The 25,357-nt window shown below is 63.3% G+C and carries 26 protein-coding genes; 15 read left to right on the top strand and 11 right to left on the bottom strand.

The annotated features are described in order from the left end of the window. Positions 1–205: 205 nt before the first annotated feature. The 4 genes from rpoN to lptC form a co-directional block, all read right to left on the bottom strand. Positions 206–1,732 carry an RNA polymerase factor sigma-54 gene (gene rpoN, locus CIT25_RS27815; protein ID WP_095488397.1) on the bottom strand — a complete coding sequence of 509 codons (1,527 nt, stop codon included), beginning with the start codon at positions 1,730–1,732 and terminating at the stop codon, positions 206–208. A gap of 190 nt (positions 1,733–1,922) precedes the next feature. Beyond that, positions 1,923–2,741 carry an LPS export ABC transporter ATP-binding protein gene (gene lptB / locus CIT25_RS27810; protein WP_095488396.1) on the bottom strand — a complete coding sequence of 273 codons (819 nt, stop codon included), beginning with the start codon at positions 2,739–2,741 and terminating at the stop codon, positions 1,923–1,925. After that, positions 2,741–3,349, bottom strand: coding sequence for an LptA/OstA family protein (locus CIT25_RS27805; protein WP_095488394.1), 609 nt, complete (start codon positions 3,347–3,349; stop codon positions 2,741–2,743). The genes lptB and CIT25_RS27805 overlap by 1 nt, the downstream gene beginning before the upstream one ends. After that, complete coding sequence (gene lptC / locus CIT25_RS27800; RefSeq protein ID WP_095488392.1) at positions 3,336–4,049, bottom strand: LPS export ABC transporter periplasmic protein LptC; 714 nt, start codon at positions 4,047–4,049, stop codon at positions 3,336–3,338. The genes CIT25_RS27805 and lptC overlap by 14 nt, the downstream gene beginning before the upstream one ends. 318 nt (positions 4,050–4,367) lie before the next feature. Between lptC and sppA the strand changes: the two genes are divergently transcribed. The 11 genes from sppA to olsB all read left to right on the top strand — a co-directional run bounded on the left by sppA (position 4,368) and on the right by olsB (position 14,936). Next, the gene (gene sppA / locus CIT25_RS27795) at positions 4,368–5,321 is read left to right on the top strand and encodes a signal peptide peptidase SppA (protein WP_095488475.1); all 954 of its coding nucleotides are present in this window, start codon (positions 4,368–4,370) and stop codon (positions 5,319–5,321) included. 69 nt (positions 5,322–5,390) lie between these two features. Continuing rightward, entirely contained in the window at positions 5,391–5,675 is a 285-nt protein-coding gene (locus tag CIT25_RS27790; RefSeq protein WP_023797441.1) for an integration host factor subunit beta, read from the top strand. Between the two features lie 76 nt (positions 5,676–5,751). Beyond that, complete coding sequence (locus tag CIT25_RS27785) at positions 5,752–6,084, top strand: LapA family protein (protein WP_095488390.1); 333 nt, start codon at positions 5,752–5,754, stop codon at positions 6,082–6,084. A 136-nt stretch (positions 6,085–6,220) separates the two neighbouring features. Then, positions 6,221–7,201 (top strand): bifunctional Delta(1)-pyrroline-2-carboxylate/Delta(1)-piperideine-2-carboxylate reductase, encoded by a 981-nt coding sequence (gene lhpI, locus CIT25_RS27780; protein ID WP_095488388.1) that lies wholly within the window; start codon positions 6,221–6,223, stop codon positions 7,199–7,201. A 257-nt stretch (positions 7,202–7,458) separates the two neighbouring features. After that, a complete protein-coding gene (locus tag CIT25_RS27775) occupies positions 7,459–7,941 on the top strand; it encodes a hypothetical protein (RefSeq protein WP_095488386.1) in 483 nt (160 codons plus the stop codon). Positions 7,942–8,029: 88 nt separating this feature from the next. Further along, entirely contained in the window at positions 8,030–9,073 is a 1,044-nt protein-coding gene (locus CIT25_RS27770) for an RsmD family RNA methyltransferase (RefSeq protein WP_095488384.1), read from the top strand. A gap of 2 nt (positions 9,074–9,075) precedes the next feature. After that, the gene (locus tag CIT25_RS27765) at positions 9,076–9,933 is read left to right on the top strand and encodes a TrmH family RNA methyltransferase (RefSeq protein ID WP_095488382.1); all 858 of its coding nucleotides are present in this window, start codon (positions 9,076–9,078) and stop codon (positions 9,931–9,933) included. Between the two features lie 8 nt (positions 9,934–9,941). After that, a complete protein-coding gene (lspA, locus tag CIT25_RS27760; protein ID WP_095488380.1) occupies positions 9,942–10,442 on the top strand; it encodes a signal peptidase II in 501 nt (166 codons plus the stop codon). Positions 10,443–10,494: 52 nt separating this feature from the next. Then, positions 10,495–11,484: an acrylyl-CoA reductase (NADPH) gene (gene acuI, locus CIT25_RS27755; protein WP_095488378.1), complete on the top strand. Its 990-nt coding sequence runs from the start codon at positions 10,495–10,497 to the stop codon at positions 11,482–11,484. Between the two features lie 110 nt (positions 11,485–11,594). Next, positions 11,595–13,883, top strand: coding sequence for a hybrid sensor histidine kinase/response regulator (locus CIT25_RS27750; RefSeq protein ID WP_095488376.1), 2,289 nt, complete (start codon positions 11,595–11,597; stop codon positions 13,881–13,883). A 177-nt stretch (positions 13,884–14,060) separates the two neighbouring features. Continuing rightward, positions 14,061–14,936, top strand: coding sequence for a l-ornithine N(alpha)-acyltransferase (gene olsB, locus CIT25_RS27745; RefSeq protein WP_164547281.1), 876 nt, complete (start codon positions 14,061–14,063; stop codon positions 14,934–14,936). Positions 14,937–15,061: 125 nt separating this feature from the next. Here the strand turns inward: olsB and grpE are convergent, their stop codons facing one another. Then, entirely contained in the window at positions 15,062–15,697 is a 636-nt protein-coding gene (gene grpE / locus CIT25_RS27740) for a nucleotide exchange factor GrpE (protein ID WP_095488372.1), read from the bottom strand. A 238-nt stretch (positions 15,698–15,935) separates the two neighbouring features. Between grpE and CIT25_RS27735 the strand changes: the two genes are divergently transcribed. Both CIT25_RS27735 and CIT25_RS27730 read left to right on the top strand, forming a co-directional pair. Beyond that, positions 15,936–16,172 (top strand): hypothetical protein, encoded by a 237-nt coding sequence (locus CIT25_RS27735; RefSeq protein ID WP_095488370.1) that lies wholly within the window; start codon positions 15,936–15,938, stop codon positions 16,170–16,172. Positions 16,173–16,319: 147 nt separating this feature from the next. Next, positions 16,320–17,342, top strand: coding sequence for a fatty acid desaturase (locus tag CIT25_RS27730; RefSeq protein ID WP_095488368.1), 1,023 nt, complete (start codon positions 16,320–16,322; stop codon positions 17,340–17,342). A 202-nt stretch (positions 17,343–17,544) separates the two neighbouring features. On the opposite strand, the gene CIT25_RS27725 is transcribed toward CIT25_RS27730, so the two are convergent. From CIT25_RS27725 to cysG, 5 genes are all read right to left on the bottom strand, one after another. Further along, on the bottom strand, positions 17,545–18,081 hold the full coding sequence (locus tag CIT25_RS27725) for a DUF934 domain-containing protein (protein WP_095488366.1): 537 nt from the start codon (positions 18,079–18,081) through the stop codon (positions 17,545–17,547). A gap of 187 nt (positions 18,082–18,268) precedes the next feature. Further along, on the bottom strand, positions 18,269–19,033 hold the full coding sequence (locus CIT25_RS27720; protein WP_095488364.1) for a phosphoadenylyl-sulfate reductase: 765 nt from the start codon (positions 19,031–19,033) through the stop codon (positions 18,269–18,271). After that, entirely contained in the window at positions 19,008–20,678 is a 1,671-nt protein-coding gene (locus CIT25_RS27715) for a nitrite/sulfite reductase (RefSeq protein WP_095488362.1), read from the bottom strand. The genes CIT25_RS27720 and CIT25_RS27715 overlap by 26 nt, the downstream gene beginning before the upstream one ends. Before the next feature lie 46 nt (positions 20,679–20,724). Further along, on the bottom strand, positions 20,725–21,030 hold the full coding sequence (locus CIT25_RS27710) for a DUF2849 domain-containing protein (protein ID WP_095488360.1): 306 nt from the start codon (positions 21,028–21,030) through the stop codon (positions 20,725–20,727). Further along, the gene (gene cysG, locus CIT25_RS27705) at positions 21,027–22,478 is read right to left on the bottom strand and encodes a siroheme synthase CysG (protein WP_095488358.1); all 1,452 of its coding nucleotides are present in this window, start codon (positions 22,476–22,478) and stop codon (positions 21,027–21,029) included. The genes CIT25_RS27710 and cysG overlap by 4 nt, the downstream gene beginning before the upstream one ends. Before the next feature lie 439 nt (positions 22,479–22,917). Here cysG and CIT25_RS27700 point away from each other — a divergent pair, with 439 nt between their 5' ends. Then, the gene (locus CIT25_RS27700; RefSeq protein WP_095488474.1) at positions 22,918–23,367 is read left to right on the top strand and encodes a baeRF12 domain-containing protein; all 450 of its coding nucleotides are present in this window, start codon (positions 22,918–22,920) and stop codon (positions 23,365–23,367) included. A gap of 9 nt (positions 23,368–23,376) precedes the next feature. Here the strand turns inward: CIT25_RS27700 and CIT25_RS27695 are convergent, their stop codons facing one another. Next, positions 23,377–23,568 (bottom strand): hypothetical protein, encoded by a 192-nt coding sequence (locus tag CIT25_RS27695; protein ID WP_095488356.1) that lies wholly within the window; start codon positions 23,566–23,568, stop codon positions 23,377–23,379. Between the two features lie 5 nt (positions 23,569–23,573). Between CIT25_RS27695 and ybaL the strand changes: the two genes are divergently transcribed. Continuing rightward, entirely contained in the window at positions 23,574–25,346 is a 1,773-nt protein-coding gene (gene ybaL / locus CIT25_RS27690) for a YbaL family putative K(+) efflux transporter (RefSeq protein WP_095488354.1), read from the top strand. The last annotated feature ends 11 nt before the right edge of the window (positions 25,347–25,357 follow it).

Genomic DNA, 25,357 nt, shown 5'->3' with positions numbered 1-25,357 from the left:
GCACAAGCTTTGCGGCGTCACTTGCGCCGATTTTAAATCCGAACTTTCCGGTTGATCACAAGCCGCCTTCTTTGACCGTCCCGTGGCCAACGTCGTGACGGACCATCCGCATGCGGGCAGTAGCCCGTCTCATGCGGGCGGGCTTCTAGCCACTTCGTTGCGGCTTGTCAATGAAGCGCAAAAGCTGTGGAAATTCCGTCGGAGATCACCGCCCGGCGCTGGCCAAGGCGCGTTTTTCACGCCGCCTCTGCACCGACGAGGGAATATTCATGCCCTCCCGATACTTGGCGACCGTGCGCCTGGCGATATCGACGCCGCTTTCCCGCAACATATCCACAATCGCGTCGTCGGAAAGCACGTCGACGGTTTTCTCCTCGTCGATCAACTGCTTGATGCGGTCGCGCACCGCCTCCGACGAATGCGCGTCGCCGCCACCCGACGAAGCGATCGAGGCGGTGAAGAAATAGCGCAGTTCGAACACGCCGCGCGGCGTCAGCATGTATTTGTTGGCGGTGACCCGGCTGACGGTCGATTCGTGCATGCCGATGGCATCGGCCACCGTGCGCAGGTTGAGCGGCTTCAGGTGACGCACGCCATGGACGAGGAAAGCGTCTTGCTGGCGCACGATTTCCGAGGCGACCTTGAGGATGGTCTTCGCCCGCTGGTCGAGGCTACGCGTCAGCCAGTTGGCATTCTGCAGGCATTCCGCCAGGAAATCCTTTTCCGTCTGGTTCTTCGCATGCGGTGAAACCTGGGCGAAATAGATATGGTCGACCAGCACGCGCGGCAGCGTTTCAGAGTTGAGTTCGATCACCCAGCTCCCGTCATTGGCCGCCCGCACTTCGACATCGGCGACGATCGCGTCGCTGGCGCCGCCCGAAAACGCCATCCCTGGGCGCGGATCGAGCGCACGTATCTCGGCCAGCATGTCGAGCAGATCCTCCTCGTCGACCCCACAAATCCGTTTCAGGGTCTGGAAATCTCGCCGCGCCAGGAGCTCGAGATTGGCAATCAAAGCCTTCATCGCCGGGTCGAGCCGGTCGCGCACGGCGAGCTGCAGCGACAGGCATTCGGCGAGGTCGCGGGCAAAGATGCCGGCCGGCTCGAACGTTTGGCAGACAGCGAGCGCATTCGTCACTGCTGTTTTGTCGGTGCCGAGACGGGCGGCGATCTCGGCCATGTCGGCGCGCATATAGCCGGCCTCGTCGAGGCCATCGGCCAGTTCGCTGGCGATCAGTCGTGCTGCCGGGTCAGCGAAGGCAAGCGCGACCTGTTCGCCGACATGCTCGCGCAGCGTGATGGCGGCGGCCGCCATGTCTGCGACGTCGAAGCCGTCGGACGAGGACGCGGAACCATTGCCGGAGGCCGACTTCCATTGGGCCGTCAGGTCGGGACCGAGCCGCTCGCTGGTGCCGGGATCGTCGGGAAACAGGTTTTCCAGCGAAGTATCGAGCTTTTCCGAGATCGCCTCGGCACTCCACGCCGTTTCCGTCTCGAACCAGTCGCCGCCGGGGGCCGTTTCCGGCGCGACGTCGATCTTCTGCGCCTGGTCGCTGACGGCATCGTCCTGCGGCTCGGCGCGCTCGAGCAGAGGATTGCGCTCGATCTCGTCGTCGATGAAGCGTTCCAGCTCGATGTGGGTGAACTGCAGCAGCCGTATCGACTGCATGAGTTGCGGCGTCATCACCAGCGACTGGGACTGTCGTAGCTGTAGTTTTGCCGCCAACGCCATGGTTCGGTTTCAAACGCCCTGTCTACGCATCCGGACTGCCGGAAGGAGTTGGGCATAGAAACTGGCCCGGCTTTTGCTTGTCAAGGCGATGGCGATCAAAACTCGCCTATCGTCGCGTTATTCGGACGAGAAATCGGAGAAAAAGGCCTGTCTCGCGTCAAAAAACGCGTTTGGACAGAAATATTCACGCTCAGAGTGTAAATCCCTCACCGAGATAAAGCCGCCGCACATCCGGGTTTGCGACAACTTCGTCGGCCCGACCGTGGGTCAACACCTGGCCGGCATGGATAATGTAGGCACGGTCGATCAGGCCGAGCGTCTCGCGGACATTGTGATCGGTGATGAGCACGCCGATGCCCCGCGCCGTCAGATGGCGCACAAGTTGCTGGATATCGGCGACGGCGATCGGATCGATGCCGGCGAAAGGTTCGTCGAGCAACATGTATGCGGGTCGGGTCGCCAGTGCGCGCGCGATTTCTAGGCGCCGCCGCTCGCCGCCGGAAAGCGACAGCGACGGGGCCTTGCGCAGATGACTGATGTGAAACTCCTCGAGCAATTCGTCAAGACTGCGTTCGCGCTCCTTGCGGCTCTTTTCGACCACTTCGAGCACGGCACGGATGTTTTGCTCGACGGTCAGGCCGCGAAAGATCGACGCTTCCTGCGGAAGGTAGCCGATGCCGAGGCGGGCACGGCGGTACATCGGCATCGAGGTGACATCGAAGCCGTCGATTTCGATCGTGCCTTCGTCGACCGGCACCAGGCCGGTGACCATGTAGAAGCAGGTCGTCTTGCCGGCGCCGTTGGGCCCGAGCAACCCGACCGCCTCACCGGCGCGCACGCCGATCGTCACGCCGCTGACGACTTTGCGGCCCTTGTAGCTCTTGGTCAGGCCCTTCGCGATCAAGGTTCCCTTGAACTTTACCGTGTCGACAGTGACCGTGGCCGGCGCCGCAAGTTTGCCGGCGGCGCGTCCTGAGAGACGCGCCATCAGCGATGCTACGTCGGCCATCAGGGCTTCGCCGCTCCCGACTTCGGCGGCGTGATCGACATCATGACGCGGCCCCCGCAGGCGTCGACCTGGGCCAGGCCGCTCTTCATCTGCACGGTGAGCTTGCAGCCGACCAGCACATTGTCGCCTTGCGAAAGCACGACCTTGCTGCCTGAAAGCACCAGCACTTCCGTCTTCATGTCGAAAGTGCCGCGGTCGCCGGTGGCGACCTGGTCATCCGATTTGATATAGACCTTGTTGGCGACCTCCAGGCGGTCGATGTTGGCCGAGCCGGTCATCGCGGCACCGGCGGCCTCCGTGCCCTTGGCGGCAGCGCCGGCATCCTTGACGTAATAGACCGTCATCTTGCCGGCCTTGAGCACGGTCGGACCCTGGACGACGCTTACATTGCCTGTAAACACGGCGACGCTATCTGCCTGGCGAACCTCGAGCTTGTCGCTTTCGATCTGGATGGGCTTGTCGCCGGACAGTTTGAGGCCCGACAGCTGGCTGGTGGCCTTGGACTGCGCCAGAGCCGGCGTCATCCCCAAGCCCAGCCCCAAAACCAGCGCTAGGGCCGGCAACGCCGAAGCCGCGGCCACAAGCCGTGCCGAACTACTGAACCGCATTGGATGCTCCGCTCATTGCCTCTGCCGCCTTCAAGCTGGCGGGATCGATGTTGACACGCACTCTGTTCTCGAAAACCACGATCTTGCCGTTGTCCTGGATCGACATCGAATCTGCGGTAATCCGCGACCCGCCACGGCTGACGTCGACCGGATCACTCGTCTTCATAGTGCCTTTGCCCATGTCGAGAAAGACCGATTTGAACTTTGCCTCCAAGCCGTCGGTGGTGGTTATGGTGACATCGCTGGTCAGGCTCATCGTGTTGCCATCGCGATTGTAGGTGCCGCGCGAGGCATTGACGGCCGCCACATTGTCGGCCGAGATCGGCAGCTTGGCGTCGATGCCCTCCAGATCGATGATGCCTTGCTTGCTCACGTCCTGTATGGCGCGCAAGGCGGTCATGGAATAGGGCAGTTTCTGCTTGGTGAACCCGTTGAGCTTGGGGTTGGCCATCACTAGCTTGCCATCGGCGAAGGCGCTGCCGTCGGCCTGGACCTGGATCGAGACAGGCGCCGCGAGATACGAATAGACCGGGAAGGCGACCGCGATCACGGCAGCGACCAGCGGCACCGCCAGCTTCAAGATACGCACGCGGCGCGAATGGCGCTGGGCAATGCCGAAGGCGTCGACCCGCGTCGGGCCTACGTTCGGGGGGGCCAACTCCGTCTCGGTGTTGGTCGGTTCGATCGGTCGCGCTAACATAACTACTTTCTTTTAAACCCCTGCCGCCAAGCACCCTATAGGTGGGATGCCGGCGCCCTCAAGCAAGCACAAGCGGAGGAAAACCGCAAAAGTGTGACGGTTGCTGTGGCACAAACGAAAATGAAACCGCCACAACTTGCACGTCATACCAGATACAGCGGGACAGCGTTAGGGCCTGTGGATTGGTCTTGATGTCACTTGAAACGCCGGCTCGCGAACGTCGACACCCTGTCCTTGGAGCGAACTCGTCAGGAATCGGTAGCCGGGCGCGGATGGTTGCTTTAAAAGCATCTGCTCCCACCGACTATGAGGCTGACCATGGCACTGAGAGCCGACGACCTGATCGACCGCCGCCGCTTGCGCCGCAAGCTGACATTCTGGCGCGTCGCAGCGCTTGTTGTCGCAGCGGCCGGGCTGATTGCCCTTTCGACCTGGATCTACGGTGACGACTTCACCGGCACGGCGGTCGACCACATCGCCAAGGTCAAGATCGAGGGCACCATCACCGAAGACGAAGACCTGATCAAACGGCTGGATGACATCCGTCAATCATCGAGGGTGAAAGCTGTGATCCTGTCGATCGATTCACCGGGCGGCACCACCGTCGGGGGCGAATCGATTTACGAGGAAGTGCGCAAGCTGGCCGCCGAGAAGCCGGTCGTGGCCGAAGTCGGCACGCTGGCCGCATCGGCGGGCTATATGATCGCCACCGGAGCCGATCATATCGTCGCGCGCAAATCGTCGATCGTCGGCTCGATCGGCGTGCTGATCCAGTATCCGGACGTCAGCGGCCTTATGGACAAGCTCGGCATCAAGCTCGAGGAAGTGAAATCGTCGCCGTTGAAAGCCTCGCCATCGCCCTTCAAGCCGACCAATGACGACGAGCGCACAATGGTCCGCAAGCTCATCCTGGACAGCTACGACTGGTTCGTCGGCATCGTCGCCGAACGCCGCAACATGACCAAGCCGGAGGCGCTGGCGCTGGCCGACGGCTCGATCTTCACCGGCCGGCAGGCTCTTGCCAATAAATTGATCGATGCGGTCGGCGGCGAGACCGAAGCGATCGACTGGCTCGCAACCAAGGGCGTCGATGCCAAGCTCAAGGTGGTGGAGTGGAAGGATACCGAAAGCGGCGGCTTCCTGTTCTCCAAGGCGATGGCGCGAACTATCGGCAGTGCGCTCGGCCTGCCCGACTATGGCGGCGACATCATCCACGAACTTGGTGCCGACCGCTTGTTTCTTGACGGTCTCGTTTCCGTCTGGCACCCTTGAGACGAGTGAAAAAGCAAATAAAATCATCCTCATAATTTTGACCACAGTGTTTTCACGGGGAGCCTTCTCATGATCAAATCCGAACTTGTGCAGATCATCGCCACACGCAACCCGCACCTTTTTCTGCGCGACGTCGAAAACATTGTCGGCGCGATTTTCGACGAGATCACCGACGCGCTTGCCGAAGGCAACCGGGTCGAGCTGCGCGGTTTCGGCGCTTTCTCGGTGAAAAACCGCCCCGCCCGCACCGGCCGCAATCCGCGCACCGGCGAATCCGTCGAGGTCGAGGAGAAATGGGTGCCGTTCTTCAAGACCGGCAAGGAATTGCGTGAAAGGCTGAACAGCGGCAAATAGGCGCCGCGCGGGTCACGCGCCGGCCTTTTCAGTAGGGCCCGGCCCTCGGTAGAGCCCGCCTTCGACAGGAAATTCCATGTTCAATCGCTTCATGCTCATCGTGGTCTTCGTGCCGCTGGCCGTCATCCTGATTGCGCTGGCGGTCGCCAACCGCGATCCGGTTGCCTTCACCCTGGACCCGTTCAATCCCGGCAATCCGGCGCTGACGATGACGCTGCCGCTTTTCATCTTCCTGTTCCTGGCTCTCGCCATCGGCATGATCGTCGGCAGCCTGGCAACCTGGGTCAAGCAGGGCCGCTATCGCAAGCTGGCGCGCCAGCGCGGTGTCGAAGCCGAGAACCTGCGCCAGGCGGTCAGCCGCGCACCGGCTGCACCACAGGGCCCGGCCTTGCCGAAGCCGACGAGCTGAGCCAATACAGCGCCGCGCGTCTTTTTTTGACGCGCAAAGGGCGCTGTTCCATGTGATTTGCGCATGATCTTTTCCGAAAATCGGTTCCGATTTTCGGGGTCATGCCGAGGCGTATTTCTCTCTGTGGAGTTTCCCCATGCTGACCATTTCGGCGGCCGAGGTCGACCATGCACTGACCTTTCCCGGACTGGTCGAGACGCTGCGCGCGGCCTTTCGCGATGGCGCGGTGCAACCAGTCAGGCATCATCATACAGTCGAACGGCCCGACGGCGCGGCCTCGACCCTGCTCCTGATGCCGGCCTGGACCGACTTCAATGCGGCCGGCACTTCGGCAGACGGCCATATCGGCGTCAAGATCGTCACGGTGTCGCCCGACAACAACGCCGTAGGCAAACCGGCGGTGATGGGGCTTTACCTCTTGCTCGACGGCGCGACGGGCGAGCCCGAAGCCATGATTGACGGCCAGCGGCTGACGCAGTGGCGCACGGCCTGCGCCTCGGCGCTGGCCGCCTCCTATCTGGCCCGCGAGGACGCTTCACGGCTGCTGGTGGTCGGCGCCGGCGCGCTGTCGCCGTTCCTCGCCAAGGCGCATTCGGCGGTGCGGCCGATCACCACGATCCGCATCTGGAACCGCACGCCGGCCAATGCCGAGAAGGTCGCGGCGAAATTGCGCGCCGAGGGTTTTGCCGCCACCGCCGCGAGCGATCTCGACGCCGAACTCGGCCAGGCCGACATCGTTTCGTCGGCGACGATCACGACCACGCCGCTGATCAAGGGCGCGCTGTTGAAGCCGGGAACCCATGTCGATCTGGTCGGCGGCTTCACGCCTGATATGCGCGAAAGCGACGACGATGCGATTGCGCGTGCCCGCGTCTATGTCGATACCCGGGCCGGCGCCACCAAGGAGGCGGGCGACATCGTCCAACCACTGGCCTCGGGCGTGCTGAAGGCGCAAGCCATCGTCGCCGATCTGCATGAACTGGCGCGCGGCCAGAAGAAGGGCCGGCAGAGCCCCGGTGAGATCACGCTGTTCAAATCGGTCGGCGCGGCCCTTGAAGACCTCGCCGCCGGCATAGCCGTCTACAAGGCGCTCAAGAGTGGGGGAGTGGGGGAGTAGGGGAGTAGGGGGAGTAGGGGAGTAGGGGAATAAGGGAGTAGGGGAGTAGGGGAGTAGGGAGCCATACCAACCGTACGGCTTCGTGCTAGTCATACTTTCCCTATTCCATTACTCGCTTATTCCCTTATTCCCTTATTCCCCTACTCCCTTATTCCCCTACTCCCCTACTCCCCTACTCCCCTACTCCCTTATTCCCCTATTCCCCTACTCCCGTTCGGACGGGAACGTCTCCGGCGTCACGCCGTTGTTCGGACGTTATGGAGATACGCGGATTCCTGTTGTTCTGGTCCATCTTGGCCGCTGTCGTCGCGGCGCTCAGCCTTGGACCATCCTTCGCCCATGTCCTGGAATCGGCTCCTCGGCTGAAGTGGCCGCCTTCTCTCTGGCGCGAGACGACTGTCTTCAACGCCCAGTTCCAGCTGTTTGCCGTGATTGGCGCGCCGCTTGATGTGGCAGCGATCGCCTGCCCGGCACTTCTCGCATGGATGCTGCGCAACGACCGTCCGGCGTTCTGGTTCGCCTTGGCCGCCGCCGTGCTCTTTGCTATGTCTCTTGCGACGTGGTCTGCTCTCGTCAAACCGGCGAACGATGTTTTAGCCACCTGGGCACCTGGACCGATCCCGGAAAATTTCGAAGCGATCCGGCGGCGCTGGGAAACCGGCCATATGATCGTCGCCGGCTTCAAGGCCGTCGGTTTCGTATCGTTGGTTGTCGCCCTGCTTTGGATCAAGCGCGGCTGATCGTTTCGGAAATCTCCAGCGACCGCGTTTGTTGCACCGGTGAATGTGCTGTGGCAGAAGCGGGCCAAGTCGCCCCGGAGATGCTCTTTTGAAACCTTTTCGCGACAAACGCCGCGACAGCCGCTCGCATCAGCCCGCAAAGGGCGGGGCGGAACAGCCGCGCGGAACCGGCACAAAACCGGACGACCGGTCTGTTCCGAAGCCCACGCCGCGCGTCCTTTCGCTTCGCGACGGCGCCCTGCCGGTCGAACACCTGCCGCTGATCCTCGAAGTGGCGCCCAACGCCGACTATGCGCTTCTCGACAGCGGCGCCGGGCAAAAGCTCGAGCAGTACGGCCCCTATCGCATCGTCCGGCCCGAAGGCCAGGCGATCTGGCAAAAAGCGTTGCCGGCCAAGGACTGGGACCGCGCCGACGCCATTTTCACCGGCGACACCGACGAGGAAGGCATCGGCCGCTGGCGCTTCCCGAGGACGCCGCTCGGCGAGACCTGGCCGATGAAGCATGACGGCATCGATTATCTCGGCCGCTTCACCTCGTTTCGCCATGTCGGCGTGTTCCCCGAGCAGGCCTCGCACTGGGACCACATGGCCGGGCTGATCGCGGCGGCGAAGCGACCGGTCAAGGTGCTGAATCTGTTCGGCTATACCGGCCTTGCCTCACTGGTGGCGGCGCGTGCCGGCGCCGAGGTGACCCATGTCGATGCGTCCAAGAAGGCGATCGGCTGGGCCAGGGAGAACCAGGAGATGGCGGGCCTGTCGCAAAAGCCGATCCGCTGGATCGTCGACGATGCCATGAAATTCGCTGAGCGAGAGGAGCGCCGCGGCAGCCGCTACGACATCGTCCTGTTCGATCCGCCCGCCTATGGCCGTGGCCCCAAGGGCGAGGTCTGGCAGTTGTTCGAGGATCTGCCTGATCTGACCGACCTCTGCCGCTCGATCCTGACGCCGAAGCCGATTGCTGTGGTGCTGACCGCCTATTCGATCCGCGCTTCCTTCTTCGCCATCCATGCCTTGATGCGCGACACTTTCGCAGGCATGGGCGGCACGGTCGAATCCGGCGAGCTGATCATCCGCGAGAAATCCGCCGGCCGGGCGCTGTCGACCTCGCTGTTCTCGCGCTGGGTGGCCTGACAATGAGCGAGCGGCATGCAGGCGCGCCCGGACAGGTGAAAGAGGTCACCAGCCTCGCCAACCCGCTGGTCAAGGACATCAAGGCGCTGGCGCTGAAGAAATTCCGCGACCAGCAGAACGCCTTCATGGCCGAGGGGCTGAAGCTGGTCATCGACGCGCTCGACCTCGGCTGGGCGATCCGGACGCTGGTCTTCGCCAAGGCCGGACGCGGCAATGCGGCAGTCGAAAAGGTCGCGGCGCGCACGGTCGCCGCCGGCGGCACCGTGCTCGAAGTTTCGGAAAAAGTGCTCGTCGCCATCACCCGTCGCGACAACCCGCAAATGGTGGTCGGCGTCTTTTCGCAGAAGTTCCTGCCGCTGAAAGACATCCACGCTCAAGACAGCGATGTCTGGGTGGCGCTCGATCGCGTGCGCGATCCCGGCAATCTCGGCACCGTCATCCGCACCGTCGATGCCGTCGGCGCCAAGGGCATCATCCTGGTCGGCGAGACCACCGATCCTTTTTCCGTCGAAACCGTGCGCGCCACCATGGGCTCGATCTTCGCGGTGCCGGTCGCCAAGGCGACGCCGGAAACCTTCCTCGCGTGGCGAAAAAGCTTTCCTGGCCTCGTTGCCGGCACGCATCTGAAGGGTGCCGTTGACTACCGTTCGGTCGATTTTTCCCAAGGCCCGGTGCTGCTGATGATGGGCAACGAACAGCAGGGCCTGCCCGACAGCCTGGCCGAAAGCTGCGACAGGTTGCTGCGGATTCCACAGGCCGGCCGGGCCGATTCGCTCAATCTGGCGGTGGCCACCGGCGTCATGCTGTTCGAGATCCGGCGCGGCGCGCTGAAACTTGCCCCGGAGGACGCCAAACCGTGACATCCCAAATGGTGACATCCCAAACGGCAAAATCGTGGTTCCCCTACGTCCTGCTGGTCGCCGCCGCGGTAGCGCTCGACCAGTGGGTGAAATACCTGGTCGAGACCGGTCTCGCCTTTCAGGAAAAGGTCGATCTTGTGCCATTCCTGGCATTGTATCGCACCTACAACACCGGCATTGCCTTCTCGATGTTTTCGTCCTTCGGCGACACCGGCCTGGTGGTCATCGCCACTTTCGTCGTCGCTTTCGTGCTCTATCTCGCGGCCCGCACTCCGCCCGGCCACGTGCTGACCCGCATCGGCTTTGCGCTGATCGTCGGCGGCGCGCTCGGCAATCTGTTCGACCGCGCTACCTATGGTCACGTGATCGACTACATCCTGTTCCACACCCCGGTATGGTCCTTCGCCATCTTCAACCTCGCCGACGCCTTCATCGCGGTCGGCGCGGTGCTGGTCGTCTTCGACGAACTCATCGGTTGGCGGCGCGAGGCCAAGGCCTCAAACGATTGACCTGGCCTTCCGTCGCCATACAGTGCCCATTCGAAAAGCCCGAGGAGAAGACATGCCCGAAACCTTCAAAGCCATCCTCGTTTCGCGCGACGCCGAGAAGAAACAGTCGGTCGTGGTGACCGACCTCACCGAAGCCGACCTGATGGAAGGCGATGTCACCGTCGCCGTCGAGGCGACGACGGTGAACTACAAGGATGGCCTCGCCATATCAGGCAAGGCCCCGGTGATCCGCCGTTGGCCGCTGGTGCCGGGCATCGATTTCGCCGGCACCGTCATCTCGTCCTCCCATGCCGACTGGCGCAAGGGGGACAAGGTCATATTGAACGGCTGGGGCGTCGGCGAAACGCATTTTGGCGCCTATGCCGAGCGCGCCCGTGTCAAGGGCGACTGGCTGGTGCCGCTGCCTCAGGGCATGAGCCCGCATGATGCCATGGCGATCGGCACCGCCGGCTACACCGCTATGCTTTGCGTCATCGCTCTGGAACGGCACGGAATCGTGCCCGATCGCGGCCCGGTGGTGGTGACGGGCGCGGCCGGCGGCGTCGGCTCGGTCGCGGTCTCGATCCTGTCCAGCCTCGGCTATCACGTTATCGCCTCGACCGGCCGCAGCGCTGAAAGCCCCTATCTGATCGACCTGGGTGCTGCGGAAGTGATTTCGCGCGAAGAGCTTGCCCAGCCGGCAAAGCCGCTCGCCAAGGAACGCTGGGCCGGCGGCGTCGATGCGGTCGGCAGTCATACGCTGGCCAACGTCCTTTCGATGACCTCCTATGGCGGCGCCGTCGCCGCCTGCGGCCTGGCCGGCGGCATGGATCTACCGGCGAGCGTCGCCCCGTTCATCCTGCGCGGCGTTTGTCTGCTCGGCATCGATTCGGTGATGGCGCCAAAAGCGGTCCGCATGGAGGCGTGGCGCCGCATCGGCACGGACCTCGACCTCCAGAAACTCGCCAGCCTGTCCACGACCATTGGCTTCGACGGCATCATCGACGCCGCGCACGACATCGTCGACGGCAAGATCCGTGGCCGCGTGGTGGTGGACATGTGAGTTCTGTCGTCTGCCGTTTTTGCAAGAAAGGAAGGCAAAAACCGCGCGACCGATAAAATTCGAACGATCGGCCGCAATTTTCCATAATCTCTGTCTGGCAAGGATTTCGCATGGTCACGGAATCCGGCATCAGAGAAACGGAGAGCGCCGAAAGCGCCGATGGGATCGGCCCGGAGGCGCCAAGGCGGCAGCATATTGCAGCGCCGCCACTAGCGCCCGAACTGCCCGCTGCCAATCGTGAAGGCCTGCCGTTCCTGACGCTCGTCGCCATCGTCGTGCTGGCAGGCCTGTCGCATCTGACCGGAGCGCCGATCTTCATCACCGTCGGGCTTTTGGCGACTGGCATGGCCGGTCTTGCCGTGCATTTGCGTGCCAGGCGCACGGATCGTCGCGCCGTTGCCCTCCTTGGCGAGACCGCAGCTCGCAGCCGCGCCGAGGTCGAGACCCTGGCCGACCGCATGTGGGAGATGCAGGAGAGCGAGGAACGCTTTCGCGGGCTGATCGACGCGCTTGGCGATCTCGTCGTCCACCGCGACCGTGACGGCCACATCGTCTATGCCAACAAGGTTTTCGCCGATCTTGTCGGAAGCGACCAGCGCGACCTTGCCGGCAGGACTCTGGCCGAGCTCGGCATCGACGTCGGCATCGTTCCCGATGCCGCCTTTTCCGACCACGAATGCCTGAGTTCCACCGACGTCGCCATTAACATGCCGAGCGGCCCGCGCTGGTTCTCATGGATCGAACTGTCCGTGCGCGACAAGGAGAGCGGCGCCGTCTCGCATCGCGCCATCGCCCGCGACATTACCGCCCGCAAGCACGCAGAATCGTCGCTGATCACCGCCCGTGAGCGAGCCGAATATGCGAGCCAGGCCAAATCGCGCTTCCTCGCCACCGTCAGCCACGAGATCCGCACGCCGATGAACGGCATCATGGGCATGGCCAGGCTGCTGGCGGACACCAATCTCTCGCCTGAACAACGGACCTATGTCGGCGCCGTATCGACCTCGGCCAGCGCGCTGCTGGCGCTGATCGAGGATCTGCTCGACTATTCCAAGATCGAGGCTGGCCGCTTCGATCCCGAACCGCAGCCAATGTCCGTGCGCGAGATCGCCGACAACATCATCGAGCTCCTAGCGGCGCGCGCCTTCGCCAAGAATATCGGCGTTGGCTGCCATGTCGAGTCCGACGTGCCGCAAATGATATCAGCCGATCCGGGAAGAGTCAGGCAGGTGCTGCTCAACCTGATCGGCAATGCCATCAAGTTCACCGACAGCGGCGGCGTGCTGGTGACCGTCGCCCGTGCCCGCACCGAAACCACCGATCGCATACGCTTCAGCGTCACCGACACCGGTCCCGGCCTCGGCGAGGACGACCTAGAGCGCATTTTCGAGGAATTCGAACAGGTCGATGGCTCGTCAACCCGCGCGCACGGTGGCGCCGGTCTCGGTCTTGCCATCTCCAAGCGCCTGGTGACCGCCATGGGCGGCACGATTTCGGTGTCGAGCCGGCTCGGCCAAGGTTCCGAATTCGTTTTCGAAATCCCCGTAATATCGGCCATCGAAGCACCGCAGATGCGCCAGAATGCGCTGTCTGGCCGGCGCGCCGTGATCCTGTCGAAGAACGCCATCGAGGCCGACGCCATCGCTCGCACCATCCGCGCCAATGGCGGCATGGTCGATCTGGCCGCGACCGCCGCCCAGGCAGAACCCTTCGCCGAAGGCTGCGACGTGCTTCTGGTCGACGCGGCCATGGAGGACAGCGACGGCAGGTTGCTCAAGCGCCTTCGCCAGAGCGGCTTTGCCGATTGCGAGGCGATCACGCTGATCGCACCGACCGATCGCGGCATGTTGGGCGAGTTCCGCGCCAGCGGCTACTCCACCTTCCTGGCAAGGCCGGTGCGTGGCGAGACGTTGCTGCGCGTGCTTTTGACCAGCAGCGTACCCGCCCTCACCCAGCCACAGGCGGAAAAGCGCGGCGCGCCATCCGTCCGCGCCATCGCCGGCCGCCGGCAGGGCCTGTCCGTGCTGATCGCCGAGGACAACGACATCAACGCCATGCTTGCCCGGGCCACGCTGCTGAAGGCCGGGCACCGCGTGAAAGTGGTCGGCAACGGCAAGGCCGCCGTCGAGGCCGTCACTGGCACCGGCCACAAGCACCGCTTCGACGTGGTGCTGATGGACCTGCACATGCCTGTCATGGACGGGCTGGACGCCATCGCCGCAATCCGCCGCCACGAGGAGGAAACCGCCGTGCCGCCGGTTCCGATCATGGTGCTGTCGGCGGATAGTCAGGAAAAGACCCGCCACGCCGTGCTTGCCCATGGCGCCAGCGGCTTCGTCACCAAGCCGCTCGACCCCGACGCGCTTGTCCATGCGGTCGAAGGCCAGGTGGCGGCGTGATCCGCCGAGCTGTCCTACCAAGTTTCCCGGCGTAACATAGCCGGTTGAAGGATTACCCAGCCGACGAAGTATTGCCGGCAACGCCGTATCACGGTACTGTCACAATCCTGTTGCACCTACACCGTATCCCCGTGCCAAGAGGGATGGCTCGAAGGAGAATCACTCGTGCATACAGTTATGCCGGAATGTGACGCTCGGCCGAACGCCAGCGGTGCTTTGCTCACCGGGCGGAACGTCGATGCCGTCATAAAAGGCGAAGCGCTCGGCCGCATAGGCAACCTCGAAGTGCGGCTCGCCCGCAACGAGGCCGAGGTCGCTGCCGCGCAGGAAGTGCGCTACCGGGTTTTCTACGACGAGCTTGGCGCCAGGAAGAACCTGTTCCAGGCGCAGGACCGCCGCGATGCTGATCATTTCGATCCGCTTTGTGATCATTTGCTCGTCTTCGACACCTCGCTGTCGGGTCCCGAGCACCGCCGCATTGTCGGCACGTACCGCCTGCTGCGGCAGGAAATCGCGGCAGCGGCCGGCGGCTTCTATTCCGAGGGCGAATTCGAGCTGACCAATCTTATCGCCCGTCACCCCGGCCAGCGTTTCCTCGAGCTCGGTCGCTCCTGCGTCTTGCCGGAATACCGCTCGAAGCGCACCATCGAGGCGCTCTGGCAAGGCATTTGGGCCTATATCAACCATTACGGCATCGGCGTGATGACCGGTTGCGCCTCTTTCCAAGGCACCGTGCCGGCGGCGCACGCCGAAGCGCTGACCTATCTCGCCAATCATTGCCGGACGAACTCGGCCTGGGACGTGCGCGCGGTCGCCGGCCGCTACTGTTCCATGGATTTAATGCCGATCGAGGCGGTCAACGCCAAGGCCGCGATCGCGGCTATGCCACCGCTGGTCAAGGGCTATCTGCGCGTCGGAGCGCGCATCGGCGACGGCTGCGTCATCGACCGCGAATTCTCGACGGTCGACGTGTTCGTGGTGATGCCGGTCAAGGAGATCGGCGCCCGCTACGTCAGCTATTATGGCGGGGAAGCCCAGCGCTTCGCGGCCTGAGTAGGGCAGTAGGAGAATAAGGCAGTAGGGGAGTAGGGGGAGAGAAGGCAACGGCCGGAGTAGGCAATTGCTCTACTTTGCCGTGCGTAGCGTTATTCCCTATTCCCCTACTCCCCTAGTCTAATTTAAGCATCCTTCTCAGCCTGCTCATTCACCGGCCCTGGCTCGACCGGCGCTTCACCAGCCACATGCTTGGGGCCGCCCTTGGCAACGCCGACCATGGCCGGCCGCAGCACCCGCTCACCGATCGAATAGCCTGGCTGCACGACTTGGACCACCGTGTTGGCCGGCACCTCTGGATTGGGCACCTCGAACATCGCCTGGTGGAAATTCGGGTCGAATTTCTCGCCTTCCGGCTCGAGCTTCTTCACGCCGTGCCGCTCCAGCGCCGACAGCATGGCGCGCTCGGTGAGCTCGACGCCCTCGATCAGCGCCTTGAAGCCGGCATCGCCCGACGCCTTGGTCTCAGCTGGGATCGCGTCCAGCGCGCGGCGCAGATTGTCCGATACCGACAGCATGTCACGGGCGAAATTGGCAACGGCATAGGCACGCGCGTCGTGCACGTCGCGGGCGGTACGGCGGCGCAGATTCTCCATCTCGGCCGCGACGCGGAGCGCGCGGTCCTTCAACTCGTCGTTTTCCTTCAACAGCCGCACAAGCGCTTCGTAGTCGCCGTCGACGCTGCCTTCCGTGTGTTCGGTGGCAGCCCCGACCGTCTCGGCTTCATCGGGCGCGCGTTCGTCTTTTGCCTGGTCGCTCATCGCCGTTTCCCGTCATTTCGAATGATGTGGATTTTGTGCCCGATATCGAGGTTTGGCGGCCAAAAATCAAGGGGCAAGCGATACTGGAGAGGCCGCTCGCGCTTTGACGACGCATCATGAAGACCTTTCGATATTAATTCAAATTTTACTGTAACCGCTAGCTTTGCTTGCCAAGATGCTGCGATGGGGGAACCATTCGTCTGCTGGAAGAGTTTCGAAGCCGACACAGGATTTTGAGATGACGACCCGCAACAACGGCGACCGCAACAAGAATGGCGACCGCAATAATGATGAAAGACGTGAAAGGCTCGCGGCCGGCATCAGGCGCCAGTTCGGCACCGAGGCAACGATGGGCTTTCTGCGTGCGTTGCCGGCGTTTCGGATGGAGAACGATATTCCCGATCGTTTCAAGGAATTGCTCGACCGCCTGGACGGTATCGAGAGCAGCGTAGCCGCCGGTGGCCGCCGGCGGTAGACGAGCACATTCGCCTGTCGTCGCGTGCCGTCGGAACCAAGCATGCCCTTCCACATGCAGCCTCTTGCGCGTCGCGCGACAATTACGCGCAGTAACTTGGCGTGATCCCTGCCTTGCGGCGACGGTATGGTCCGTCTATGCTTCCTGATGAACATGATTTCCCCCGAAGCTGTGGCGAACAGCAAACGTGCCTGGTTGAAGATCCTGGCGCGCTACAAGACGCCTGACAGGCGGCGCAGCGCCGTCGAACTTGCCATCACACTTATCCCCTTTGCCACGCTGTGGGCCCTGTCCACGGCTGCCTATGCCCATGGTCATTGGTGGGGTCTGATCCTCATCCTACCCGCCGCCGGCTTTCTGGTGCGGATCTTCATGATCCAGCATGATTGCGGCCACGGCTCCTTCTTCGCCAACCGCACTGCCGACGACTGGATCGGCCGCGGGCTGGGCATCCTGACCTTGACCCCCTACGATTGCTGGCGACGCGCCCACGCAACCCATCACGCCAGCGCCGGCAATCTCGATGAGCGCGGCACGGGCGACATCAGGACGCTGACTGTTGCCGAATACCGGCAAATGTCCTGGCGGGGCCGCCTTGCCTATCGTCTCTATCGCCATCCGCTGGTCATGTTCGGCCTCGGCCCGATTTGGCTTTTCATCTTTGAGCAGCGACTGCCGGTCGGCATGATGCGAGGCGGCCTCACGCCCTGGGTTTCCTCAATGGCCACCAATGTGGCCATCGCGGTTGCCGCCGCTGCCCTCATTTGGTTCGTCGGCCTCGAAGCGTTCCTGGTTGTCCATTTGCCCATCGTCGTCCTCGCCGGTTCCGCCGGCATCTGGCTGTTCTACGTCCAGCACCAGTTCGAAGAGACCGAGTGGGCGAAGGATTCCGAATGGGAATTCCAGCATGCGGCGCTGCACGGCTCGTCCTACTATGACCTGCCGCCGGTGCTGAACTGGTTCACCGGCAATATCGGCGTCCATCACGTGCATCACCTCTCCGCCAAGGTGCCGTGCTACCGGCTCCAGGAGGTCCTGAGGGACTATCCGGAACTGCGCGAAATCGGCCGCGTCACGCTTCTCGACAGCCTGCGCTGCGTCAAGCTCGCACTGTGGGATGAGAGCCGCAGCAAGCTGGTGTCGTTTCGCGAAGCGCGGATGACTGCATAAAACGCGCAGCCGCACCTAGAGCAATTCCAGGAAAAGTGCGTAGCGGTTTTCCGTCCGGAATTGCGTAAAAATAAATACTTAGAGCGGTTCGGCGATTCTATCAAAAGCTGAACCGCTCTAAGTGCGGCGGTTTTCCAAGAGCCGACTCAAGCCGCTTTGCGTTCGTCGCGCATCAGGATCTCGCCGTGGCCGGCGCAGGCGATCAGTCGGCGCGCACGCGCCGCCAGGAATATTTGGGGCCTTTGGCCTCCGGCTTCTCGGTCGGCTGATAGTGCAGAGGCAGGCCGCCAGTGCGGCCGGCCTCGAGCCTTTTCAAGAGCACCGGATGCGACACCTCGAACTCATCGAAGCCGAGGCGCAGCATATGCGGTAGCTGATCGACCAGAACCTGCCCGGTGGCGCGGACCGCGCCCTCGAAACGGTGGCGGCTGCGCAGCAATTCGCCCTTGGAGAAAGACCGGCCGTCACTGAAAGCCGGGAAGGCCAACGCCACCAGCGATGTCTGGTCGAGCAGGTCGGCGATCTTTTCGAGCTGGTCGCCGGGCTGAAGCAGGACACCGATGCGCTCCTTCGCCGACCGGCGCACCACCGGGTCGAGGTCGAGAAACACCTGCAGCGGCAGGATGAAGCGGCCATTGCCGGACAGTGCGTCGGCGCTCTCGGCATGGCTCCACTCGTCCTCGCTAAAACCTGTCGGGGTCCAGAGGCGGGTGGCGTTTTCCGCTATCGATTCACTCATCGAGAAATTCCCAAGTCCACAAAATTCTAAAGTTCAAAACGCCCGAGGGTGTGTTGAGATTCAGGTCAGGCCGAGCCGAGAATGGTGGCTTCCGAGAACCGGAGCGGAGCGTACTTTGGGTACGTGAGCACCGGAAGCGCAGGAAGCCGCCATTCGCAGGCCGACCTCACCTGAATATCAACATACCCTAAAGCGACGCGTCGGTCAGTGACTTCTCCAGCCCCGACAGATGGATGCCGCACTCGGTCTTGGCATGCCCTGCCCAGCGGCCGCTGCGCGCGTCCTCACCCGGCTGCACCGGCTGCGTGCACGGGAAGCAGCCGATCGAGAGATAGCCATAGGCGACCAGCGGGTTTTCGCGCAGCGCATGGGCGCGCATGTAGTTGGCCTGGTCAGCGGTCGTCCAATGCGCCAGCGGATTGATGCGGATGCGCGAGCCGACCGCCTCGAACACCGGAAGCGCCGCCCGCGTCGTCGCCTGAAAACGCTTGCGGCCGGTGAACCAGGCGCGGAACGGCTCAACGCCGCGCGCCAGCGGCTCGACCTTGCGGACATCGCAGCAGGCGTCGGTGTCGGTCTCGTTCAGATTACCGGTCGGATCGATCCGTTCGAGCGCCGCTTCTTCGGGCGTGATCACCCTTATATCGGTCAGCCCGAAATCGGCAACGAGCGCGTCGCGATAGCCGAGCGTCTCCTCGAAGTGCTTGCCGGTGTCGAGGAAGATGATCGGCAGCGTCCGGTCGATCTTGGCGATCATGTGCAGCAGCACGGCTGAATCGGCGCCGAAGGAGGAAACCGCGGCGATTTCACCGTAAAAGAATTCCTGGGCCGACCGCTCGATGATCTCCAGCGGCTTCAGATGACCATAGAGCGCATCGAGCCCCGCCGCTTCGGCAGCGATGCCGGCCTCTACGTCGACGATACGATCAAGCGGCCTTGGCTTCGCCAGCATAGAGCGCCTCCTTGAACGGCGCGGGACCGACACGGCGGTAGGCGTCGATGAATTTTTCGTTTCTGTCGAGCCGGAGGCCGAGATAGGTCTCGACGATCTGCTCGATGGCGTCGGTGATCTCTGCCGACGAGAAGCCTCGGCCGATGATCTCGCCGACCGATGTGTTCTCGTCGGCCGAGCCGCCGAGCGTGACCTGATAGAGCTCGGCGCCCTTCTTCTCGACGCCGAGGATGCCGATATGGCCGACATGGTGATGGCCGCAGGCGTTGATGCAGCCGGAAATCTTCAGCTTCAATTCACCGATCTCGCGCTGCCGATCAAGCGAAGCGAAACGAAGCGAGATTTCCTGTGCCACCGGAATGGAGCGCGCCGTGGCCAACGCGCAATAATCGAGGCCAGGGCAGGAGATGATGTCGGTGATCAGGTTTGAATTGGCCGTCGCCAGTCCGATGTCAACCAGAGCGTCATAGACCGCCTTGAGGTCGGCGCGCGCAACATGCGGCAGGATCAGATTCTGCTCGTGGCTGACGCGCAGCTCGTCGAAGGCGTACTTTTCGGCAAGGTCGGCGATCGCTTCCATCTGGCTGTCGGAGGCATCGCCCGGCGCTTCGCCGATGCCCTTGAGCGAGATGGTGACGGCGGCATAATCGGGATGGCGGTGGGTCACCACGTTCTGGTCGAGCCATTCCGAAAAGCTCTTGGAATCGAGGCGGGCAAGCTTGACCGCCTCGTCGCCTTCCGGCCGGTCCGTCAGCGCCGGCGGCGCGAAATAGGCATCGATGGCGCGAATGTCGGCTTCCGGCAGCTTCAGGTCCGCATCCTTCAGCTCCTGCCATTCGGCCTCGACCTGGCGGGTGATCTCCTCGACCCCGGTTTCGTGGACGAGGATCTTGATGCGCGCCTTGTATTTGTTATCGCGGCGGCCGTAGAGGTTGTAAACGCGCAGGATCGCTGTGCAGTAGGACAGAAGGTCGGCCTCGGGCAGGAAGTCGCGGATTTTCTTGGCGATCATCGGCGTGCGGCCCTGGCCACCGCCGACATAGACGGCGAAACCGAGTTCGCCGGCCGCGTTCTTCTTCAAATGCAGGCCGATGTCATGCGTCTGGATGGCGGCGCGGTCGCGCTCGGCGCCGGTCACCGCGATCTTGAATTTTCTCGGCAGGAACGAGAACTCCGGATGAACCGACGACCATTGGCGCAGGATTTCCGCATAGGGGCGCGGATCGGCGACTTCGTCGGCGGCGGCGCCGGCGAAATGGTCGGCGGTGACGTTGCGGATGCAATTGCCACTGGTCTGGATGGCGTGCATCTCGACGCTCGCCAGATCGGCCAGGATCGCCGGAATATCCGACAGCGCCGGCCAGTTGAACTGGATGTTCTGGCGCGTCGTGAAATGGCCGTAGCCCTTGTCGTATTTGCGGGCGATATGGCCGAGCATGCGCAGCTGCTTGCTGTTCAGCGTGCCGTAAGGCACCGCGATGCGCAGCATATAGGCGTGCAATTGCAGGTAAACGCCATTCATCAACCTCAGCGGCCGGAACTGATCCTCGGTGATCTCACCGGCAAGCCGCCGCGCGACCTGGTCGCTGAACTCGGCGACGCGGGCCTGGACGAAATCGTGATCGAACTCATCGTAACGGTACATGTCTGGTCTTTCCGGGCGCGTTCGCCCGTTTCATCAATGTGGTCGTTTACGCCGCCCGAGCGGCTTCCGGGCGCGCCTGCTTGCCTAGGTCGTTGCGGTTGGTCGGGCCGGCGGCGCGGATCTTTTCACGCAGCCGGACCGGCTCGACCACGCCATTGGCGACGGTCACGTCGATCAGATTGACGTCGACCACTTCGTTGTTGGCATAGGCCGTGGCGCCGATCGCCTCCAGCCGGTCTTCAGCCCCCTTGTCATGGGCGACGTCGGCATGGTCGATGGTCTCGGCCCAGCCGCCATTGGCGTACCAGACGGCTTCGCCATCGGCGAGGCGGTTTGCGGTCAGAACTTTCATCGTTCAACTCCAACGGCCGTTTGGGCCGCGCCTTCATGCCTGTGTGTCGCGAGCGGCTCAGAACGTTCAAAGTTGGCGCCGGCGACCGCATCGCCAATGATCGTCATGACCGGGCCGGTAAGGTCGGCGCGGACCTCCAGCGACGGCAGGTCGGCGAGCGTGCCGTGGAAACGGCGGCGGTTGGCAAGGCTGGCATTCTCGACCACGGCGACCGCCGTGTCCGGCGACAGTCCGGCCTCGATCAGCCGGCCGGCAACCTCGGCCGCGACCGAGCGGCCCATATAGACGGCGACGGTGGCGCCGGAAATGGCGAGCTTTGCCCAGTCGGGCAACGAATTTCCCTTGAGGTCGTGGCCGGTGGTGAACACCATCGATGACGACACGCCGCGCAGCGTCAGCGGCAACTCGAAATCAGCGGCGGCGGCGAAGGCCGCGGTGACGCCCGGAACCACCTCATAGGCGACGCCGGCATCGCGCAGCGCTGCCATTTCCTCGCCCGCCCGCCCGAACACCAGCGGATCACCGGACTTCAGCCGCACGACGCGCTTGCCGTCGCGGCCGAGTTCGATCAGCAGCGCGTTGATCTCGGCCTGGCTCTTGGTGTGGCAGCCCTTGCGTTTGCCTACCGGCAGGCGCTCGGCGTCGCGGCGGCCCATGGCGACGATCGCCTCCGGCACCAGCGCATCATGGACGATGACGTCGGCTTCCATCAGCAGGCGGTGAGCGCGCAGCGTCAGCAGGTCTTTGGCGCCCGGACCAGCCCCCACCAAGGCAACATGGCCCGATGCCGGCGCATTCGAAAGCAACAGATCGACGGCGGCATCATGCGCCTGCGAAAGCTGGCCGGCCGCCATGGCGCGGGCCGGCGAGCCGCCGAAAAAGTCGCTCCAGAAGCGGCGGCGGGCATTGCCTTTCGGCAGCAATCTCTCGGCGGTGCCGCGCAACGAGGCAGCAAGCGAAGCAAGCGGCCCGAGCGACGGCGACAGCATGCGGTCGATGCGGCTGCGCAGCATTTGGGCAAGCACCGGGCCGGCCCCTTCCGTGCCGATTGCAATGGCGACAGGCGCGCGGTTGACCAGCGCCGGAGTGAAGAAATCGCACAGCTCCGGCCGGTCGACGGCATTGACCGGAATGCCCAGCCGGCGCGCATCCTCGGCAACGCGACGGTCGAGCGCCTCATTGCCGCTGGCGGCAAACACCATCACCGCGCCTTCGAGATGCGCGGCATCATAGGCAGCAGCGATGTGTATGGCGGCGCCATTCGTGGCGATGAAGGCCAGCAACTCAGGCTCGGCGGCATCGCTGACGATGCGCAGCACCGCGCTCGACTGGCCGATCAGCCGCGCCTTGGCCAGAGCCTCCTCGCCGCCACCGACGATGGCCACGGCTTCGCCCTCGACCCGCATGAAGACGGGAAAGGCGTTGAGCTTGCGTGTGGCCTGCGGCATGGCGAGTGGAATCCTGAATATGCTGTCAGTTCTACGCGCGGGAGCGAAAAAGCAGAAGGAAAGCACTCGCGCATCGCTTCGTGCGAAGCAATCGCTTTTCTGCAAGCACCAAAGGCAGGAGAAAAAAATTCCACACCCACGAATGGAGCGGATCCAAGCCGCTATTGCGGGCCTTGATCTGCGGCCGTTCTAGCGGCAAGCGAGGTGTATCGCAAAACAATTTTTTCTAAATTCTACCAATCTAGTAGATTAAAGCCGACACGCGCGGAACACCGTCATCCTCGTGGTCGGTTTGCTCGCTCGCTGTTCTTATCGTCATCGGAACATTCCTGCCTCGACGCGCGTTTGCCCTGCGAATCCGAGCCTGGCTGTTCAGCTGCGGCAATGGCTCCAGAGAAGGGCCTAGAAAACCATGAAAAACAGGAAAAAGGAGCGCTCCGTGAACAACCTCAAGCTGAAACGCGGACTGTGGATCGTGGTGGCCGACGGCGAGAAGGCGCTGTTCCTCGAGAACCGTGGCGACACCCAATATCCCGACCTCCAGGTCGTGCAGGAGATGGAGCAGGCAAATCCGGCGACGCGAGAGCAGGGTTCGGACCGCCCCGGCCGCTACAGCGACGGCCCTTCCGTCCACCGCAGCGCAGTCGAGGACACTGACTGGCATCGCCTCGGCAAGGAGCGTTTCGCCGACGAAATTGCCGAGCGGCTGTACAAGCTTGCGCACCGCGGCGCCTTCAAGGAAATGGTGCTGATCGCACCGCCGCAGGTGCTGGGCGACATGCGCCGAAAACTACACAAGGAAGTTGCCGAGAAGATCACAGTGGAAATTCCGAAGACACTGACCAACCACACCATCGTCGATATCGAGAACCTGCTGCAGGCGGCCTGATCGCAGGCATCAGCCGCGCAAGCCTTCTCCTTTTTGCAGCAACCATTGCCAGCCTCGAGGCGGCTTGCCTTCTGCCATTCTTGTCATCGATTTCATGGCATTGTGGGTTGCCTCGCGGCCACCCAAGCCCCCATATTGCCAAAGCGGCGGCTTCTTTTGGCGGCGCATATCCGACATCGTGATTTTTGAAAGGCGCTCCATAGACCATGCCGCATGACACGCCCCTTATCGCCACCATCGTCGCCGGTCTGGGGCTGGCTTTCGTCTTCGGCGCAATTGCCAATCGCTTCCGCATCCCGCCGCTGGTCGGTTACCTCATCGCCGGCGTGCTGGTCGGGCCGAACACGCCGGGCTTCGTCGCCGATGCCGGCCTCGCCAATGAACTCGCCGAGATCGGCGTGATCCTGTTGATGTTCGGCGTCGGCCTGCATTTCTCGTTGAAGGATTTGTTGTCGGTCCGCGCCATCGCCGTGCCCGGCGCCATCGTGCAGATCGGCTTCGCGACAGCGTTCGGCGCCATTCTTGCCTGGATGCTCGGCTGGTCGATGGGCGCTGGACTGGTGTTCGGGCTGGCGCTTTCCGTCGCCTCGACCGTGGTGCTGTTGCGTGCCTTGCAGGAACGGCGGCTGATCGAGACCGAGCGCGGCCGCATCGCCGTCGGCTGGCTGATCGTCGAGGACCTGGCGATGGTGCTGGCGTTGGTGCTCTTGCCGGCGTTGGCTGGCGTGCTGGGCGGCCAGCAGCAAGTGGAGGCCCATAGCAGCCTGCTGCCGGCCAGCTACGGCATCTGGGGCGTCGTTGGCGTCACGCTGGCCAAGGTCGCGGCCTTTGTCGTCGTTATGCTGGTGGTCGGCCGCCGGGTCATCCCCTGGATCCTGCACTACGTCGCCCACACCGGGTCGCGTGAATTGTTCCGGCTGGCGGTGCTTGCCATCGCGCTCGGCGTCGCCTTCGGCGCGGCCAAGCTATTCGGCGTCTCGCTGGCGCTGGGCGCGTTCTTCGCTGGCATGATCATGAGTGAATCCGAACTCAGCCATCGGGCGGCCGAGGAATCGCTGCCGCTGCGCGACGCTTTTTCCGTGCTGTTCTTCGTTTCGGTCGGCATGCTGTTCGACCCGTTCAGCCTGATCAGCAATGGCTGGCCGGTCCTGGCGACACTGGCCATCATTGTCATCGGCAAATCGCTGGCCGCCTTCGTCATCGTCGTCGCCTTCCGCTATCCGATACCGACCGCGCTGATGATTTCGGCAAGCCTTGCCCAGATCGGCGAATTCTCGTTCATCCTGGCCGAGCTCGGCGTCGGGCTGAAGCTGCTGCCCGAACAAGGACGCGACCTCATCCTCGCCGGCGCTATCCTGTCGATCGTTCTCAACCCGCTGATGTTCCTTGCCGTCGACTGGATGAAACCGTGGCTGGAAAGGCGCGCCGGCAAGACGGCGCCGCTCGACGAGGCAAAGCCGATTGGCCCCGCGACGGAGCCAGGCCAGTTGGCTTCGGTTGCGGCACCGGTGAAAGAGGACGGGCCGCCGCCCAGGACAGCGCTTACCGGCCATTCAATCCTGGTCGGCTACGGCCGTGTCGGCAGCCTCGTCGGCGCATCATTGAAGGAGGCCGCCCTGCCCTTCCTCGTCATCGAGGATGCCGACAAGACGCTGGCGAAGCTCAGGGATGACGGCACCGAGACCGTGTCCGGCAACGCCGCGAACAGCGAGGTGTTCGCCGCTGCCAATCCCGAGGGCGCGAAGCGGCTGATCCTCGCCATCCCCAATGCCTTCGAGGCGGGACAGATCGTGCTGCGCGCCCGCGCCGCCAACCCGAAGATCAACGTCATCGCCCGCGCCCACTCCGATGCCGAGGTCGAGCATCTCAAAGGGCTCGGTGCCGACACGGTGATCATGGGCGAGCGCGAGATCGCCCGTGGTATCGTCGAAGTGGTGCTTGGTCACAAGCCAGAGGCGGCTGAACCGTCCGCTGCCTGAGCCGATCCTGC

The sequence above is a fragment of the Mesorhizobium mediterraneum genome, assembly GCF_002284565.1.
Taxonomy (GTDB): Bacteria; Pseudomonadota; Alphaproteobacteria; order Rhizobiales; family Rhizobiaceae; genus Mesorhizobium; species Mesorhizobium mediterraneum.
Note: the sequence above shows the minus strand (reverse complement) of the source record. Positions and strands in the feature narration are given on the sequence as shown.